This is a genomic window from Candidatus Sulfotelmatobacter sp. (genome assembly GCA_036500765.1).
Classification (GTDB): Bacteria; Acidobacteriota; Terriglobia; order Terriglobales; family Acidobacteriaceae; genus Sulfotelmatobacter.
Genome location: DASYBM010000016.1, coordinates 626,223 through 643,165, shown reverse-complemented (window position 1 = coordinate 643,165; position 16,943 = coordinate 626,223). Strand labels below are relative to the sequence as shown.

9 protein-coding genes and 1 tRNA gene are annotated in these 16,943 nt (G+C 56.5%); 4 read left to right on the top strand and 6 right to left on the bottom strand.

Annotated elements, in window-relative coordinates; all coding sequences use genetic code 11:
- Positions 1–48: 48 nt before the first annotated feature.
- Positions 49–1,143 (bottom strand): AAA domain-containing protein, encoded by a 1,095-nt coding sequence (locus VGM18_19835; GenBank protein ID HEY3975263.1) that lies wholly within the window; start codon positions 1,141–1,143, stop codon positions 49–51.
- Positions 1,143–4,856: a DUF4011 domain-containing protein gene (locus VGM18_19830; protein HEY3975262.1), complete on the bottom strand. Its 3,714-nt coding sequence runs from the start codon at positions 4,854–4,856 to the stop codon at positions 1,143–1,145. Before VGM18_19830 ends, VGM18_19835 begins: the two co-directional genes overlap by 1 nt.
- 1,022 nt (positions 4,857–5,878) lie before the next feature.
- Here VGM18_19830 and VGM18_19825 point away from each other — a divergent pair.
- A complete protein-coding gene (locus tag VGM18_19825) occupies positions 5,879–6,565 on the top strand; it encodes a site-specific integrase (protein ID HEY3975261.1) in 687 nt (228 codons plus the stop codon).
- Here the strand turns inward: VGM18_19825 and VGM18_19820 are convergent.
- Positions 6,544–6,621 (bottom strand) — tRNA-Glu (locus tag VGM18_19820). The two genes, VGM18_19825 and VGM18_19820, sit on opposite strands and share 22 nt — an antisense overlap.
- Before the next feature lie 282 nt (positions 6,622–6,903).
- Between VGM18_19820 and VGM18_19815 the strand changes: the two genes are divergently transcribed.
- The 3 genes from VGM18_19815 to VGM18_19805 all read left to right on the top strand — a co-directional run bounded on the left by VGM18_19815 (position 6,904) and on the right by VGM18_19805 (position 10,349).
- On the top strand, positions 6,904–8,406 hold the full coding sequence (locus VGM18_19815; GenBank protein HEY3975260.1) for an ATPase domain-containing protein: 1,503 nt from the start codon (positions 6,904–6,906) through the stop codon (positions 8,404–8,406).
- The gene (locus VGM18_19810) at positions 8,399–9,625 is read left to right on the top strand and encodes an ATP-binding protein (protein ID HEY3975259.1); all 1,227 of its coding nucleotides are present in this window, start codon (positions 8,399–8,401) and stop codon (positions 9,623–9,625) included. Before VGM18_19815 ends, VGM18_19810 begins: the two co-directional genes overlap by 8 nt.
- An 85-nt stretch (positions 9,626–9,710) precedes the next feature.
- The gene (locus tag VGM18_19805) at positions 9,711–10,349 is read left to right on the top strand and encodes a hypothetical protein (protein ID HEY3975258.1); all 639 of its coding nucleotides are present in this window, start codon (positions 9,711–9,713) and stop codon (positions 10,347–10,349) included.
- A 70-nt stretch (positions 10,350–10,419) separates the two neighbouring features.
- Here VGM18_19805 and ppdK read toward each other — a convergent pair whose 3' ends face one another.
- The 3 genes from ppdK to VGM18_19790 all read right to left on the bottom strand — a co-directional run bounded on the left by ppdK (position 10,420) and on the right by VGM18_19790 (position 16,658).
- Entirely contained in the window at positions 10,420–13,209 is a 2,790-nt protein-coding gene (gene ppdK / locus VGM18_19800) for a pyruvate, phosphate dikinase (protein HEY3975257.1), read from the bottom strand.
- 205 nt (positions 13,210–13,414) lie between these two features.
- Entirely contained in the window at positions 13,415–15,559 is a 2,145-nt protein-coding gene (gene glyS / locus VGM18_19795; GenBank protein HEY3975256.1) for a glycine--tRNA ligase subunit beta, read from the bottom strand.
- A 55-nt stretch (positions 15,560–15,614) separates the two neighbouring features.
- Positions 15,615–16,658, bottom strand: coding sequence for a glycine--tRNA ligase subunit alpha (locus VGM18_19790; protein ID HEY3975255.1), 1,044 nt, complete (start codon positions 16,656–16,658; stop codon positions 15,615–15,617).
- Positions 16,659–16,943: the final 285 nt, after the last annotated feature.

Genomic DNA, 16,943 nt, shown 5'->3' with positions numbered 1-16,943 from the left:
TGCGTAAGTTGTCCAACTGTACATTGGAGCGCGTGGCCGGGTGTAGGCTCAGGCACGAGCCGATTCCAGTCGGGCGGCAGATAGAAACTGCAACAGTCGAGTCTCCTCATGCCGTTTGTTCTTAAACCAGTCTGTTGACCAGATTCGATAGATTTTCCAGCCGTGACTCTCAAGGATCTCCTGACGTAGCCGATCGCGATCGCGCGCTGACTTCGCTGAGTGATAAGCTGCCCCATCACACTCGATTCCTGCCAAGAATCGGCCTGGGGTGGCCGAGTCTCTGACGCCGATGTCGATGGAAAATCCTGCGACTCCCACCTGGGGCACGATGTCGTACCCAGCCGACTTGAGAATGTAGCCAACGGAAATCTCGAAATCGCTATCAGGTTCGCCGCCCGAGCCCGGCATCTCGGGAATTGTGCCGCTCTTAGCAAATTCTAAGTATTGCCGGAGTACCTTCACACCCCAAGAAGCACCGTCCGTCATGATGTTGTTAGCTTGTAGCGAGGAGAACACCTCGACGCGTTTCTTGGCGCGGGTGAACAGAACATTCAGTCGCCGATGCCCCTGTGGTCCGTTGATAGGCCCGAACCTCTGAAACTGCTTGCCTTGCTCATTCGGTCCGTACGTGGTCGAAATGAAAACCACGTCGCGCTCATCGCCTTGCACATTTTCCAAGTTCTTGACGAACAACGGTTCCGACTTGTCCCGCCACTCCAATACGAACGCCTCAGCGTGAGGGTCGTTCATGATTTCCTGGTCAAGCAAGTCGTCTATCAGTTCACGTTGTTCAAAATTTAATGCGACGATTCCGAGGCTCTCTTGAGGGTGTACGCGCATATGTTCGACAGCAGCTCGAACGACTCTCTGTGCTTCGGCAACATTCCTGCGATTTACGAATCGTCCATCTGGGACTTCGATGAGCTTCACTCCTAATTCCGGATGATCCGAATATGCTGACGGAAACACGACTAGGTTCTTGTAAAACTCGTGGTTCGAAAACTCTATTAGGCTGTGATGTCTTGAACGGTAATGCCAACGCAACCGCCTGATCGACTGGTACACCGACGTGGCGACATCGAGAATGCTCTCAGCATCCTCAGCAGCGGTGAGATCATCGTCGGTCCCGTCCCCGTCTTCCATTACTCGTTCGAAGAACGTGGTCGGGGGAAGCTGCTTCGGATCTCCAACAACAACCAATTGCCCTCCCCGTGCAATTGCGCCGAGGGCATCCTCGGCTTGAGTTGGGATGCTTCATCCATGACGACGAGATCAAAAACTAGCCTGCCCGGTTCTAGGTACTGAGCAACCGACAAAGGACTCATCATGAAACACGGCTTAAGTGCCTTTAAAGCATCTCCCGCACGGTTCACGAGCTGCCGTATTGGCACATGACGTTTCTGTTTCGCTAGCTCGTGATCGATCAGCGAAAGATCAGTCCATTGTGCTACCGGTCCAGATCGAGTTCCCATTGGTACGGAACGGGCGTCTAGAACAGATGCCGCGTATTTGGCATTGAGAGACATGATCTCGCGATCAAGACCAGCAAACCGAGCCCTTACATTCTCGTGAGCTAATCCTTTGAATAACATCAAATCGGCATGAGCATTAATGCAACTGGTGGCTAGGGAGCTGTAAAAAAGATACTCGTAGACTCGGGGCAGCCCGTCAGTCGTCACCGCATTGCTGAGAACCAAACGAGGCACCGCAGGCAACGTTGCGACCGAGCACTCGTCCCAGGAGCGTAGCCAGTCGACGAACATCGGGAGGTCATCCGGGGCATGCAGTGCCCGTACCAAGCGAGCAGCCACTGCCGTAAACGGAACTTCGTAGATCGTCTGACAACCCCAAAACCCCACGACATCCAGCCTGGCAATTTTCGTCATGGACAGCAGTGTTCGCTGAAGTTCCGACATCGAGTCTATGTAGCTGTTCAGCTCACTACGAAGCAACGGAGAATTCGTGTCGAAATCTTGCAGTAACCAGCGGCAAACAGCGGGCGGAAGGCCGCTGGCGTCAATATCAGCTGCGAAGTCCAAGGCTTGTCTTATTGCGTCGACGTTTGTGTCCGGACCTTCGCAGACCTTCCCTAACCCAAGCTCGTTGGTTAGACGATCAGACTCAGCAACATGCACGCTATCGTCACGGCATAGATCATGCAGCCTTCCAGCATGAGCCAACTTGAGAAGATTCTTAATTCCGCTTTGGGCTGCCAGGGTGGACAAATGGGACAGTTTACGGGCGACCCCTTGGAGATCAGCCTCGAAGTCTTCCAGAGAACCGTCCCACGAAGACCTCATAGATGGCGGCAGGGCATCCGTTGTCGGCTTGGCGAGATCGCAAACAGTTGTCAGAGCGTCGATCTCCTGGCTCCTCCCTTCGATCTGCCGGCGCAAAGCTCGAAAATCGGCGGTCGGCATCGTGGCAAGAACGTTCAGAAAGTCTTTGCCCGCCGAGCCTAGACTGAGAGCTGCTCCGGAAAGCCATTCCGCCACGCGCAGAAGGGCCGGCCACGGACTGTTGATACTGTCATAATGAAGCCCTGCAACTTCGCTGAAACGCACGTCGGCATTGAAAGCGCTCAGCCGATCTTTGTATTCAGCCAACTCCCTGAGTCCTGAGACGACCTCCGAGAGGCGAACGCTGTTGGGCGTTTTCAGCATCCTGCGGAAGGCTCGCTTCGCATTTCGACAATCCTTTCGAAACAAGCGGCTAACAACATTGCTATCCAAGAGGTTCGCTGCATGATTGTGCAGCTCGTCAGATGAAGGAAGGTTGCTCAGTTCAAACTGTTCTCTGAGCTTCGTGTTTCTGGCGCAGATGTCGGCAGCTTTCTCTTGGGCCAACCTGATCACACTGGGTGAGTATTCACGCTGAAGCGCGGGGTGCCGGTAGTTGATTTCCCCATCGGGAGCCGTGGCGAACGCTCTGAATGCTTCAAGAAGCAAGTCGGAGCCTTCGCGGCTGCTAGAAACTGCCGGTGAGAGAGTAGCATGAGCCCAAGACGACAGAGTTAATGCGTGAGGAATCTGATCAAGTAGCTCTTTGACACTTGCGGCGTGGACATTTATATCCGCCTTGGACAGCTCCCCGATATCATTCCCATCCACTAAGCAAGAGAGTTCGTGGAGAGAAGAAGGATAGCCTTGGGTGGCCGTACTTAGGTCCGCCAACTGTGAAATCTGAACCCTAATCTTGTGCCAGCTTGATATCTGGTCGCAGAAGGCGCCAATGAACCGGCGCGAACTATCTGAATGGAGTTCGGGTAGGAGAGCAAAGGTAGGATTTGGGCTGCTAGGAGAAAGGCTCGCCTCAATTGATCGACACCACTCCAAATCTCCCAGAGTCCCGGCAACTACGAATCCGCGCGCTTGGAGCTTCGCGACGGCATCCGCGCAGGACTCCGCCAAATCATTGCCACTCCGGATCAGTCTCAGTAGGTCGGCTTGTTCTGGATATCCGATGTCTGCCGACTCGACGCCATACCAGGGATGTTCTTTTAGCACGGGCCACTTCTGGAACATCTCGTTGGTCATAACCGCGAAAAGATCCGTGGCGTGCTTGCCGCGCTCATAGGCAGGACGGCTAAGTCGCTCCTCGTCTCGAATCATCAACGAATCGAGATCGGGAACATCGCCGGAAAGGGCCATCGCTGCGCGATGTCTGGCCCATATGATCTCAAAAGTTGTGCTTCCAAACTGCGGGTGCGGTAGATTCAGCAGGCGAACGTACTTATTGAGTTGGGCTCTCGTTTCCTTGGCCTGACTCAGCTTGTATTCCAGATTCGGAGCACCCGCAAAAGTGTTACGCGCGGTCAATCGTCGTTCAAGGCCGTTTAGCAGCTCACGTTTCTGCGTCTTGTGACTATGCAATTCTAAGCAAAACAGGCCCAAGCCAATTGCGTCGAGACGCCGGTAGACGACCTCCAGCGCAGCCAACTTTTCTGCAATGAAGAGTACCGACTTCCCCTTCAGAAGCGCGGCAGCGATCAGATTCGTGATGCTCTGGGATTTTCCAGTTCCTGGTGGTCCCTCAATAACCAAATTATTGCCATTGAGAGCGTCGATCAACGCGCTGTGTTGCGAACTGTCCGCGTCATAGAACAATCGCGGAACCGGCAGCTTCAGATCCTCATCATCGATTGGATATTCTTCAGGAAACGTTAAAGTTGATGCCTTAATACCCTCAAATAGGTTCTTGATGACCGAATGATCTGTAATCCTCGCTTTGGCTGGCCACCGCGCAGGGTCAAGATCGAGGAACATCAGAAGCTTCCCAAAACTCAGGAGCGCAAGCGTCAGGATATTCTTGACCTGCCACCCTGGCCTACTAGAAATTGCTTCGCGAACAGCATGAGCATAAGACGATGGGCTATCCTCCTCGCGAAGGTAGGGCAGGGCCACGCCAAAGTCCCGCTTCATTTTTTCAACAAGAGACAAGTTAGTCGTGAGGTCTTCACCGGAATATTGGATTTGGTAAACCCATCCCTGATTTCGCGGTGCTTTCTCCCGTTCAATCGTGACCGGCATAATTAGAAGGGGCGCATGTGACGCCGGGACCGTCTCCGAGTCTTTCCACTCCAGGAATCCGAAGCACAAATAAAGCATGTTCGCACCGGATTCCTCAATCGAGGTCCGCGCTGTAGTGGTGATCTTTTTGGCCGTCCTATCGAGATCGTCTTGGTAGGCGAGGACGCGCATCCGCGGTGGTTCGTCAGTGGAATCAAGATCAAACTCTGTGTTCCAGCCAAGCTCAGCAGCGTAGTCTCTTGCTGGAATCGGCTCTTCCTGATCGCCATCGGTCAACACGAAAGGATCGGCCGCACTGCGTGCGACGCCACTGGGCTCCGAAGTCAAAAAGAAAAAAGATTCTTCGGAGTGGAAGCAACAAATGCGTCTTGTACGGTTTCTATACGAATATTGTTCTCGTCCGCCCATGACGCGAAGACTAACGCCAGCCGAGTAGTGAAGGAGTTCGAAGTCGATCGGATAGAGCCGAACATGGAATTCGGTTTCCAGACCTGTCTTTGATTCCAGCCACGTCTCGACTCTCTACTGTGGGGTCATATGAGCGAGATGCACGAAGCGGTACCAGTCACCCAGCCTGTTCCTCATTTCGAGAGATTTCTCGATTCACGCGAAGCCGCAGCATTGCTGCAAATTCATCCGAAGACACTTCAGCGTCTCGCTCGCAAGGGCGAGATACGCGCCATGCGGATCGGAAAATTGTGGCGCTTCCGCACATCTGATCTCGACGCGTGGGTTGATTTGCGGTTAAAGTTAGGCAGCTATCCGTACCGTCCCTAACCACGGAGGATCGTGATGAGACGGACGAGATTTCAGCAAGGCAGCCTTCGGATCGTGAAGCGTGCCCGCGGCCGGAACGCTTGGGAGTATCGGTGGTACGAACTCCAGGCAGATGGCACTCGCAAGCGACGCTGTCTGATCGTTGGTACTGTCGAGCAGTACCCGAACGAGGCTTCGGCACAAAAGGCCGTTGCCGCACTTCGGGCAGACATCAACGCTGAGAGTCCGCGCACCAGTTTGACTCCGATCAGTGTTCAAACGCTCATCGAACACTACCGGGAAAAGGAACTGGGGCCGAATTGCAGCAAAACACGGAAGACGCAGGTTACCTACGAGGGCTATTTCAACAAGTGGATTCTGCCTCGCTGGGGAAGCTATCGCGTCACCGAGGTTAAGGCAGTCGCTGTGGAGCAGTGGCTTCGTTCGTTGTTGTACGCAAACGGAAGCAAAGCCAAAGCTCGAAATATCATGAGCGCGGTTTTCAATCACGCTGTCAGGTGGGAATGGCTTGATCTAAATCCCATCCGCATGGTGCGTCAGAGCGCCAAGCGGACCCGGATGCCCATCGTGCTATCCATCGAACAGATTGCGGCGCTGCTTCGCATCCTGAAGGAGCCTACGCGCACGATGGTATTCCTCGCCGCGTTCACGGGCCTTCGGGTTGGAGAGTTGCTGGCCTCAAGTGGAAAGACATCGATCTCAAGAAAATGGAGATCCATGTCATCCGCTCGATCGTCATGCAACACGTTGGCGACTGCAAGACCGAAGCCTCCCGTAAACCGGTTCCCCTCGACTCGCGATTGGCTAAGGTTCTGTGGAGCTGGCGAACTCAAAGTCCGTACCCCATTGACGAGGACTGGGTATTCGCTAGTCCACACAGTGGAGGCAAACTGCCGTACTGGCCAGGTTCGCTCTACAAGGCGCACTTGGAACCGGCGGCCAAAGAAATCGGAATCGTGGGCCATTTCGGTTGGCACACATTCCGACACACGTACGCGACGCTCCTCAAAGGCAACGGGGAGGACGTGAAGGTTGTGCAAGAACTCATGCGGCACGCAAACATCTCGGTCACGCTGAACATCTACGCGCAAGCGATCACGCAAACCAAGCGAGATGCGCAGAGCCGGGTTGTGAGCTTGTTGCTCGACAAAAACGAAGAAAAACCAAGCACCAAGGCTTATCGGACGTTAACGGACATACAAAATTCTGGAGGGGATTTGCAAGTTGTTGAGAAGTTTGGCGTCCCCGACGGGATTTGAACCCGTGTTACCGCCGTGAAAGGGCGATGTCCTAGGCCAGGCTAGACGACGGGGACGATGGCAGAGAGATGCCGGTGAGTCTTGATGTTAACAGCCGGTCTCAGACGGTGTCAAAACGGATCCGGGCCGTTGCTAGTGGGTCAGTCTGATCGCTAGCGGACGAGTCCGATCATCAGACTCACCCCCTAACCTGACGTGCAAATACATCTGGATCCAAACATACATAGATCAATGTATTTACGAGACCGGCCTTGATCCAAAAAATAGGGCTGCGGCGCTTGTGGTCATGGGGTGTGCATGCGTCCACACACTGAAAGGAAAAACGCAAAGGCTAACTCATGCTAGATCGGCAACTGGCACTCGCGGTCGCTCGCTGTAGTTCAGGATGTGTAGGCCTGGACGACGTGCTGGGCGGGGGATTCCCCACCGGCCATTCTTATCTCATCGAAGGCGAACCCGGCACCGGCAAGACCACCCTTGCCCTTCAGTTTATCGAGGAAGGAATTCGCCGCGGCGAGAAAGCTCTCTATGTCACGCTTTCCGAGTCTCGCGATGAACTGCTCACAGTTGGCCGGGTGCATGGACTCCGACTGGATGGCATCGACATCCTTGAAGTCAGGCCCAGCGAGGAAGACCTTAAGCCCGAGGGCCAGTACACCGTTTTCTATCCTGCCGAGATCGAGCTTAACGATCGTGTGCAAACCATCATGGCCGAAGTGGATCTTAAGAAGCCTTCTCGGCTGGTTATCGATGCCCTGTCGGAAGTGCGCATGCTCGCGAAAGATCCTTTGCTTTACCGCCGCCAGATTCTCTCTCTGAAAGAGTACGCCCCAAAAGACTGCACGGTATTGCTGCTCGATGACCGCAGCAGCAGCTACACCGATCTCGAGCTGCACAGTATTGTGCATGGCGTTATCACTATGACCCGAGTGTCGCGCGAGTATGGCAAGACCATGCGCCGGGTCGAGGTCACCAAACTCCGCGGCTGCGCTTTTCGGGAAGGCTTTCACGATTATCTGATTCGCACCGGAGGCGTGTGCGTTTTTCCCCGGCTGGTCGCTGCGGAATACGCCAGCACTCAGGAAGAAATTAGCGTGGCGCCGAGCGGCATTCCCGAACTCGACACTCTGGCGGGCGGAGGGCTCGGCCGCGGCACCAGCACCCTGCTGATTGGACCTGCGGGATGCGGCAAAACCACCATTGCTCTCCGTTGGCTGACCACCGCCGCCGAGCGCGGAGAAAAATCCGCTGCCTTCATTTTTGAAGAAACTCTCAACACCCTGATAGGCCGCGCCGCCGGCCTGGGGATGAACCTCAAGCCTCTGATCCAATCCGGCCGCATGAAAATCGAACACATCGACCCCGCGGAGGTCTCTCCGGGCGAATTCGTCCACATGGTGCGGCAATCGGTCGAGAATGACGGAGTTCAGGCCGTTCTCATCGACAGTCTCAACGGCTTTTTACAGGCCATGCCGGGTGAGCAGTTTCTCGCACTTCATCTTCACGAACTGCTCACCTATTTGAACAATCGGGAGATATTGACCTTGCTGGTGCTGGCGCAAATGGGTTTGGTAGGTAGCGCCATGCAAAGTCCCATCGATGTGAGTTATCTGGCGGACAACATTTTGGTCCTGCGTTACTTCGAAACACATGGCCAGGTTCGCCAGGCTATCTCCATGATGAAAAAACGCAGCGGCAGCCACGAACGCTCGATTCGCGAGCTCCAGTTGGGTCCAAAAACAATCAGGGTGGGTGCGCCGCTGTCGGATTTCCAGGGAATTTTGTCGGGAGCTCCGACTTCTCTGGCTCCTATTCTCGGACCAGGTTCCGCCAATGACTAATTCCGCCGTGCTCGATCTGCAAGTGTTGGTCTTTGCACCCTTTGGCAAAGACGCAATACTCATTGAACGTGTGCTGCGTCAGTCGGCGCTGCCCATTTGCTCGCTGAGCACGTTTTCGGAATTCGAAGCGGCCATTTCAGAGCACGCCGGCGCTGCCATCATTACCGAAGAAGTTCTTCAGAGCGCGGCGATCGTAGCATTGGCGAAAAAACTCTCGGCGCAGCCTCCCTGGTCCGACTTTCCCGTGATCGTACTCACCGGAACCGGACTAAGTACACTCACCACCGAGCTAGCCGTACGCTCACGCGCGCCTCTCGGCAACGTGACCCTGCTGGAACGCCCGTTGCGCCCGGTCACTTTGATCAGCGCCGTGCGCAGCGCGCTTCTGGCCCGCCGCCGGCAATATGAGGTCCGCGATCATCTGCGGGAACGGGGGGTGGCGGAACAAGCGCTCCAGCGCGCGCATGATGTTCTCGAATCCCTGGTCGAGCACCGCACCGCAGCGCTGCGCCGGCTCTCGGCGGAACTTCTGCGCGTGCAGGACGAGGAACGCCGCCGCATCGCCCGCGAACTCCACGACAGTCTCGGCCAGGACCTCGCCGCCGCCAAGATCTGCCTCGACATGCTCGCTCAGGAACTCCCCACCGAATGCGCCCTTTTGCGGGACGCACAAAGTCTCGTCAATCGCTCCATCGCCGACACTCGAACTCTTTCGCACCTTTTGCATCCTCCGCTGCTCGACGAAGCTGGATTTGTTTCGGCCGCCAAATGGTATGTGGAGGGCTTTGGCAAGAGAAGCGGCATCGCCACCCAGCTTCACCTGCCCGAACACCCCTATCGGCTTTCCCGCCGAATCGAGACCGCCCTGTTCCGCATCATGCAGGAAGCTCTCACCAACGTTCATCGCCACTCTGGCAGCCGCACCGTAGAAGTCGCCGTAGTCGCCGAGAAATCCCGCGTCGTCCTTACCATAAAGGACTTCGGCATGGGCGTTCCGCGAGAAGTGCTGGATCGTTTCTGGAAGACTGGAAACGTCGGCGTCGGCCTGGCCGGCATCCGGGAGAGACTCAAAGAACTGGACGGCTTCCTTGAGATCGAATCCGACCTCGATGGCACTTTGATCAAAGCCACGATTCCAGTCCCCGCCTCGGATCCTGTCGGCCGCGATTCCATCAGCGCCTTGCCCTTAGCCGAGCGCCACTCGCTCCTGGCTGATTAGCCGACGTAACGATTTCCTTGCCGCAAATGACCACCAGCCAACCGCTATCCACGCATTACAATAATTCTGCGAGCCCGCAAACTCTATGGCCGATCCTCTATTTCTGAGTCTCTGGTTTCCCGACTTTTCCGGGCCGGCTATGCTGCCCCACATGTTCGCCCTGCTGCAGCAGTTCCCTTTTTCGGACCAGCGTCCCGGCGTCACTTATGCAGCCGTACAGCCCGTCTCGTGGAACGAAGCCAGCGTTCTGGAACGCCGCTTCTCTCCCGGAATCTCGCCCGAGGAAGCCGTCGTCGTCGCAGCCGATCTCATTCATGACGACTATGCCTATGTTTTCGACACCTATTGGGATCTCTGGACGCCAGCCGAGAACGCCCCAGATGGCGGCGGCAAAGATGCGCGGGGGCAAGACGTGAACTCCAAGGAATGGCGGCTCATCCCCAGCCTGGTGAAGTTTATCGTGCAAGGCGAAGAGTTCGACGACGGAACTTATCAGGAGACCGGCCACATCGAAATCGATTTCGGCCTCGACTCACTTTTCGTGCAGGAGAACGTCGAACTCACCGAACAAAATCAGGCGAAGATTCGCGACAACGTCACCAAGCTGGTGGAATTCACGAAGAAAGCGGAGATGAACACCAGAGCCACATCGCGCCGACTATGGTCAGAGTCGGAAGAGAGCCTCCCTCAAAAACTAATCGCGCGCCTGCAAAAAGTGCAATAACTACAGAAGGCACAGAGAATCACAGAATTGCATTATCCTGTGATCCTCAGTGCCCTCTGTGGTTAAAGTTTTATTTCGTTCTTCCACCCTCAACCTTTAACGTTTCAGCAGCGGCCGCCTGCGCCGCCGCCAACCGCGCCGTCAACACGCGGAATGGTGAGCACGAAACATAGTTCAGCCCGGTCCGGTAGCAGAACTCAACCGACGACGGTTCGCCGCCGTGTTCTCCGCAGATTCCGACTTTCAACGTCGGCCGCGTCTTCCGCCCGCGCTCCGTAGCCATCTTCACCAGTTGTCCAACGCCCTCCTGATCGAGCGCGGCAAACGGATCCTGCTTCAAGATGCCCTCCGCCAGATACGTCGGCAGCACCTTGTTGACGTCATCGCGCGAGAAGCCAAACGTAGTCTGCGTCAGGTCGTTGGTGCCGAACGAGAAGAACTCAGCCTCTTTCGCGATCTCATCCGCCACCAGCGCCGCCCGCGGCAACTCGATCATGGTGCCGACGAGGTACTCGACCTTCGTTCCCTTCTCCTTGAATACTTCATCAGCGACGCGACGCACAATCGCCGCCTGATTCGCCATCTCTTTCACCGTGGCCACCAGCGGAATCATCACTTCCGGCAGCACCTTCACGCCCTTCTTCGTGACATCAACCGCCGCCTCGAAAATCGCCCGCGCCTGCATCTCGGTAATTTCGGGATACGTGATGCCCAGCCGGCATCCGCGATGCCCAAGCATGGGATTGAACTCGTGCAACTGCTCCACCCGCGCCAACAGCGTCGGCAACAGTTTCTTCAGATCGCCGACGCCCTTCGCGCCATAATCGGCGTACCGCGCCACCAGCGCCTTCTTCGCCTTCGCATCGGCATACTGGAAGGTCGCGATCTCGACCATCAAGTCTTCGCGACGCGGCAGGAACTCGTGCAACGGAGGATCGAGTGTCCGGATAGTGACCGGCAACCCGTCCATCGCCTTGAAGACTCCCGCAAAATCCGCACGTTGCAGCGGCAACAATTTCTTGAGTGCCAACCGGCGGTCCTTCTCGTTATCCGCGAGAATCATGGCGCGCATGTGGCGAATCTTGTCTTCCCCAAAAAACATGTGCTCGGTGCGGCAGAGCCCTATGCCTTCTGCTCCAAATGTCCGCGCCTGAATCGCATCACGCGGAATGTCCGCATTGGCGCGCACTTTCATCTTGCGGAACGGATCGGCCCACTGCATGAACTTTTGCAGCTCCGGATCATCCGGAGAAGGATCGAGCGTGCCCAGCTTTCCCTTGATCACGCGCCCCGTCGTGCCGTCGAGCGAAATCCAGTCGCCCTCTTTAAAGGTTTGACCCTTAACCCGCATCTCGCGCGCCTTCTCATTCACGTCGATGTCGCCCGCGCCCGCCACGCAACACTTGCCCATACCGCGCGTAACCACCGCAGCGTGACTGGTCATGCCCCCGCGCGAAGTGAGAATCCCCTTCGCCACTTCCATGCCATGAATATCTTCCGGCGTCGTTTCCGCGCGCACCAGAATCACCGGATTCTTCGCCGCATCGTGTCCCGCCATCTTCACCGCTTCATCGGCGGTGAATACGATCCGCCCCACCGCCGCGCCCGGCGACGCCGGCAGTCCCGTAGCCAGCACTTCTACCTTTGTGCTCTTCTCATCCAGTCGCGGCACCAGGAAGTCATACAACTGATTCGGCTCGACCCGGAAAATCGCTTCTTCCTTCGTGATCAGTCCTTCCTCCACCATGTGAATCGCCACGCGAACCGCGGCCAGCCCCGTGCGCTTGCCGTTGCGCGTCTGCAGCATGTAGAGCTTGCCGTCCTGAATGGTGAACTCGAAATCCTGCATGTCTTTGTAATGTTTTTCGAGCCGCGTGGTAATGTCGCGCAGCTGGTCGTAGACATCCGGCATGATCTTCCGCAATTCAAGGATCGGCACCGGCGTGCGCACCCCCGAAACCACATCTTCTCCCTGCGCGTTTAGCAGGAACTCGCCGTAAAACTCTTTCGTCCCGATCGCGGGGTTGCGCGTGAAGCCCACGCCCGTGCCGCTGGTGTCGCCCAGGTTGCCATAAACCATAGCCTGCACGTTGACCGCGGTTCCCAGCATGTCGTCGATATTGTTAATGCGGCGATAGTGCTTCGCGCGATCGTTGAGCCACGAGCGGAACACGGCATCGCGCGCCATCACCAACTGTTCCCGCGGATCCTGCGGAAAGTCGCGCTTGGCGTGCTTCTTCACGACTTTCTTATATTCGACGATCACTTCCTGCAACGCCTTGGCGTCGAGATCGGTGTCGAGCTTAGTCTTCTTCTGTTTTTTCTTGGCGTCAAACACTTCATCGAATTCCGACTTCTCAATGTCGAGCACGACGTTGCCGAACATTTGAATCAATCGCCGGTAGGAGTCCGCGGCGAAGCGCGGATTGTTGCTGCGCTTGGCCAGAGCTTCGACGCTCTTGTCGTTCAACCCAAGGTTGAGAATCGTATCCATCATCCCGGGCATGGAGAACTTCGCGCCGGAGCGCACGCTCACCAGCAGCGGATTCTCGCCCGTCCCCAGCTTCTGCCCCTGCAACTCTTCCAACTTGGCCAGCGCCTCATCCATCTGCCGCTCAACTTCTTTCGAAGTGGCGCCGGTCTTCATATACTCGCGACAGGCTTCCGTCTGAATGGTGAACCCCGGAGGCACGGGCAGCCCGGCATTGGTCATCTCCGCCAGCCCGGCGCCCTTGCCGCCCAGCACATCCTTCATCTTGCCGTTGCCATCGGCCTTGCCGCCGCCGAAAAAGTAAACATACTTGGTTGCGCCCTTCTTATTTTCCTTAGCTTCCGTTTCCGGGAGAGTCATCGTCGCCATATGAGTCCTTTGTGTGTTGCCGATTTTTCAATTGCACTTTTGTGAAATCTAATCTCGCGCTGTCATCCTGAGCGAAGTTGCCGGCCGCGAAGCGGACGGCAACGCAGTCGAAGGACCCCATGTACCTATGCGCTACCAGAGGCCCCACGAGGAATTTCTGCCAAGATCCGTCCCGCGGATATCGCGGACGATTGCGTTCAGCGCATTACGCCTTCCCTTCCGTCACGATCTCGGAAAAATCCGCGATCGTCGAAAACTCCTTCAACAATGTCTGCAACAAAGCCAATCGGTTCGCCCGCACTCGTTCGTCATCGACCATCACCATCACTTTGTCGAAGAACGCGTCCACCGGTTCCCGTGCGGTCGACAGCAACCGCAGCGCGTCTAGATACTCCTTCTTGCGCCGGTGCTCTTCCACGCGAACGCCTGTCCGTTCCAGATACGCGATTAAGCTCTTCTCTTCTTCGGCCGAACCCGGCAGAGCTTGAAATCTTGCCGCCGGCGCAATTCCCTTCTCTTCCGACTGCCTAAGAATATTCCGTATGCGCTTGCACGCTGCGCCAATCGCCTGAAACTCCGGCATATGCAATACCTGCTTCACCGCCTCAGCCCGCCGCACCGCGTCCACGACGTCTTCCCAATCCGCCGCCAGCACGGCTTTCACCACATCGTAGGCATACCCGCATACATCGCGCAGATAAAACTCCAGCCGCTCGCGGAAGAAGCTCGCAATCGACTCGGAATACTTTTCCTCCGCAACAAACTTCTTCTCCGCCTCCGACCGCTGATATCCCGCGCGCGCATCGCGCATCAGTTCGCCCAGCCGCAACGGCAATTTCTTTTCCGCGAGAACTTTCACGATCCCATTGGCCTGCCGCCGTAGTGCAAACGGATCCTTCGATCCGCTCGGCACCAACCCCAGCGCAAACATTCCGGCAATCGTATCGGCCTTGTCGCCGATCGACAGCACGGCGCCTTCGAGCGATCGCGGCACCTCGTCGTCCGTCGACTCCGGCTTGTAGTGGTCGTAAATCGCATCCGCGATCGCCATCCGCGTCGCTTCCGGCAAACTATCGTCCAGTTGCTGCACCCGCGCATAGAGCCCGCCCACAACGCCCTGCAACTCGGTAAATTCTTTTACCAGTTCGGTAGTCAGATCCGCCTTCGAAAGGCATGCCGCCTTGTGAATCACGCCCGGGCGCACCGTGATGCCCGCATGTTTAAGAATTTCGCTCAACCAACTGCACAGTCGCTGCACGCGCTGCGTCTTGTCGAAGTAACTCCCCAGGTCTTTTTGAAAGGTAACGTGTTTCAGCAGGTCGAGTCGTTCAAGTAGAGATTTCTTCTGATCGGTCTGCCAGAAAAATCGCGCGTCATTGAAGCGCGCTCGCAGCACGCGTTCGTTGCCGTGGCGGATAAGTCCTTGCGAATCGCTGTCAGTATTCAGCACGGCCAGGAAATGCGGAGCCAGTTTTCCCTCCGCATCTTCCACCGCAAAATATTTCTGGTGGTCGCGCATCACCGTGACCAGAACTTCTTCCGGCAATTCCAGAAACTGGGGATCGAAACTTCCCAGAATCGCCGACGGAAATTCCGTGAGATTCACTACGGTATCGAGCAATGCCTTATCTTCGCGCCAGCGCGCGCCGGGAATGGCGCGCGTCGCAGCATCAAGCGCCTTACGAATCTGATGCTCGCGCTCGTCACGTCCCAGCACCTTTGCCCCTCGCAGCAAATCAAAATAGGCCGGCCCTGCGCGCGGGATCGTCACTTCGCCAGGTTTCAGAATGCGATGTCCGCGCGAGTTCTTCCCAGCGCGAATCCCGTCGAACTCTATCGGAATCGTTTCTTCATCCAGCATTGCCACCAACCAGCGCACCGGACGAACAAAGCGTTCGTTCGACTTCTGCCAATACATATTCTTCGGCCAGTAGATGGTGGAGAGTTCTTTGGGCAGGCCCTCGGCAAGAATCTCCGCCGCGCTACGCCCTTTTTTTGTGACTCTCGCCGCGATGTATTCGCCCTTCGGCGTGATCACTCGTTCGAGCTGCGTTACCTCGACGCCGGATTTTTTGGCGAACGCATGAGCCGCGGCCGTCGGCTGCCCCTCTTTATATGCGACGCTGACCGACGGCCCCGTAACTTGCTCGACCACGTCGGCCTGCGATGCGGCGATGCCGCCCGCCAACACCGCCAGCCGGCGCGGCGAATCGAAATGTATGACCTCGCCTCCCGCCAGTCGCTCCCGAGTTAACAACGCAGCCACGCGTGACCGCAACTCCTCCGACGCCGCCGCAATCATCCGCGCCGGAATCTCTTCGCACCCGATTTCTAATAGAAAGTCTGGCATGAAAGAACTGATTTCTATTTCAACCCGAAAATGATGAGGATGACAGTCGGTTGAGCTAACTAACAACCGGCGACAGCGCTTCTTTCTTCGCCTTCGGTTTTTTCTCACGCACAGGTTCGGGCTCGTCGGATTTTTCCGACGCAGCAGCCGCTTCGCTCTTCTGCTGATCCACCCAGGCCTTCGCGATCCCGACCGCCAACGCTCGCACACGCGCGATCACACCGACGCGCTCGGTTACCGAAATCGCACCACGCGCATCGAGAATGTTGAACAGGTGCGAGCACTTCAAACACAGATCGTAGGCCCCCAGCAGCGGAAATCTTTGTTTGTTGCACAGGACCCCGTCCCCGCTCGCCTTGTTTCCTGCCAATGCTGCATACTCTTGGATCAGCTCCTTGCACTCCGCCTCACACAAATCGAAGTGTTGCCACGCCTTCGCCACATCGGCCAACTCGAAGTTGTAGACGGAGAACTGTTGCTCCTCCGCCAGCCGCACGTCGCCGTATTTCACCACCGCGCCAGTATCCGGCTCGCGCGCCCACACGATGTCGTAGATCGAGTCCACATCCTGCAAGAACGCGCCGATGCGCTCGAGGCCGTACGTTAGCTCCGCAGAAATCGGAAACAGATCCACACCGCCGCATTGCTGAAAATAAGTAAACTGCGTGATCTCCAGCCCGTCGAGCATGACCTGCCAACCCACGCCCCACGCGCTGAGCGTCGGCGCTTCCCAGTTGTCTTCTTCGAACTTGATGTCATGCTGGCGCAGATCGATGCCAATCGCACCCAGAGACTCCAGATATAACTCCTGCACGTTCTCCGGCGGCGGCTTCAGAATTACCTGCAACTGCATGTGCTTGAATAGCCGGTTGGGATTCTCGCCGTAGCGCCCGTCCGCTGGGCGCCGCGATGGCTGCACGTACGCAACCTTGTAAGGCTTCGGCCCCAGCACGCGGAGAAAAGTCTCCGGAGCCATGGTCCCTGCGCCCACTTCCACGTCATAAGGCTGCTGCAACACGCATCCGCGCTCCGCCCAAAATGCCTGCAGGCGCAGGATGAGTTCCTGAAACGTAAGCGGGTTGGAAGTGGCTGGAGTCATGAATGAATGCTTCTAGCTGCTGGCTCCTAGCTTCTAGCAAAACTTACGGCTGCCTTCGCAGGAGCTAGTGGCCAGGAGCTAGAGGCTGCCTTACAGTGCCGTTGGGAGCGCAGCAGGTTAATCCACGATTGTAATGGATGCAGACCTCAGCCGTCAGCCTTGAGGGGCGAGAGACGTGCTCAACTTGAAACTGGCCAGATTGAAACGGGCGAACAAGATTTTATTGCGCCGGCAGTTCTCTGCTGTATACTTGCGCGGCGAAAATAATTGATTCGCTATTGAACC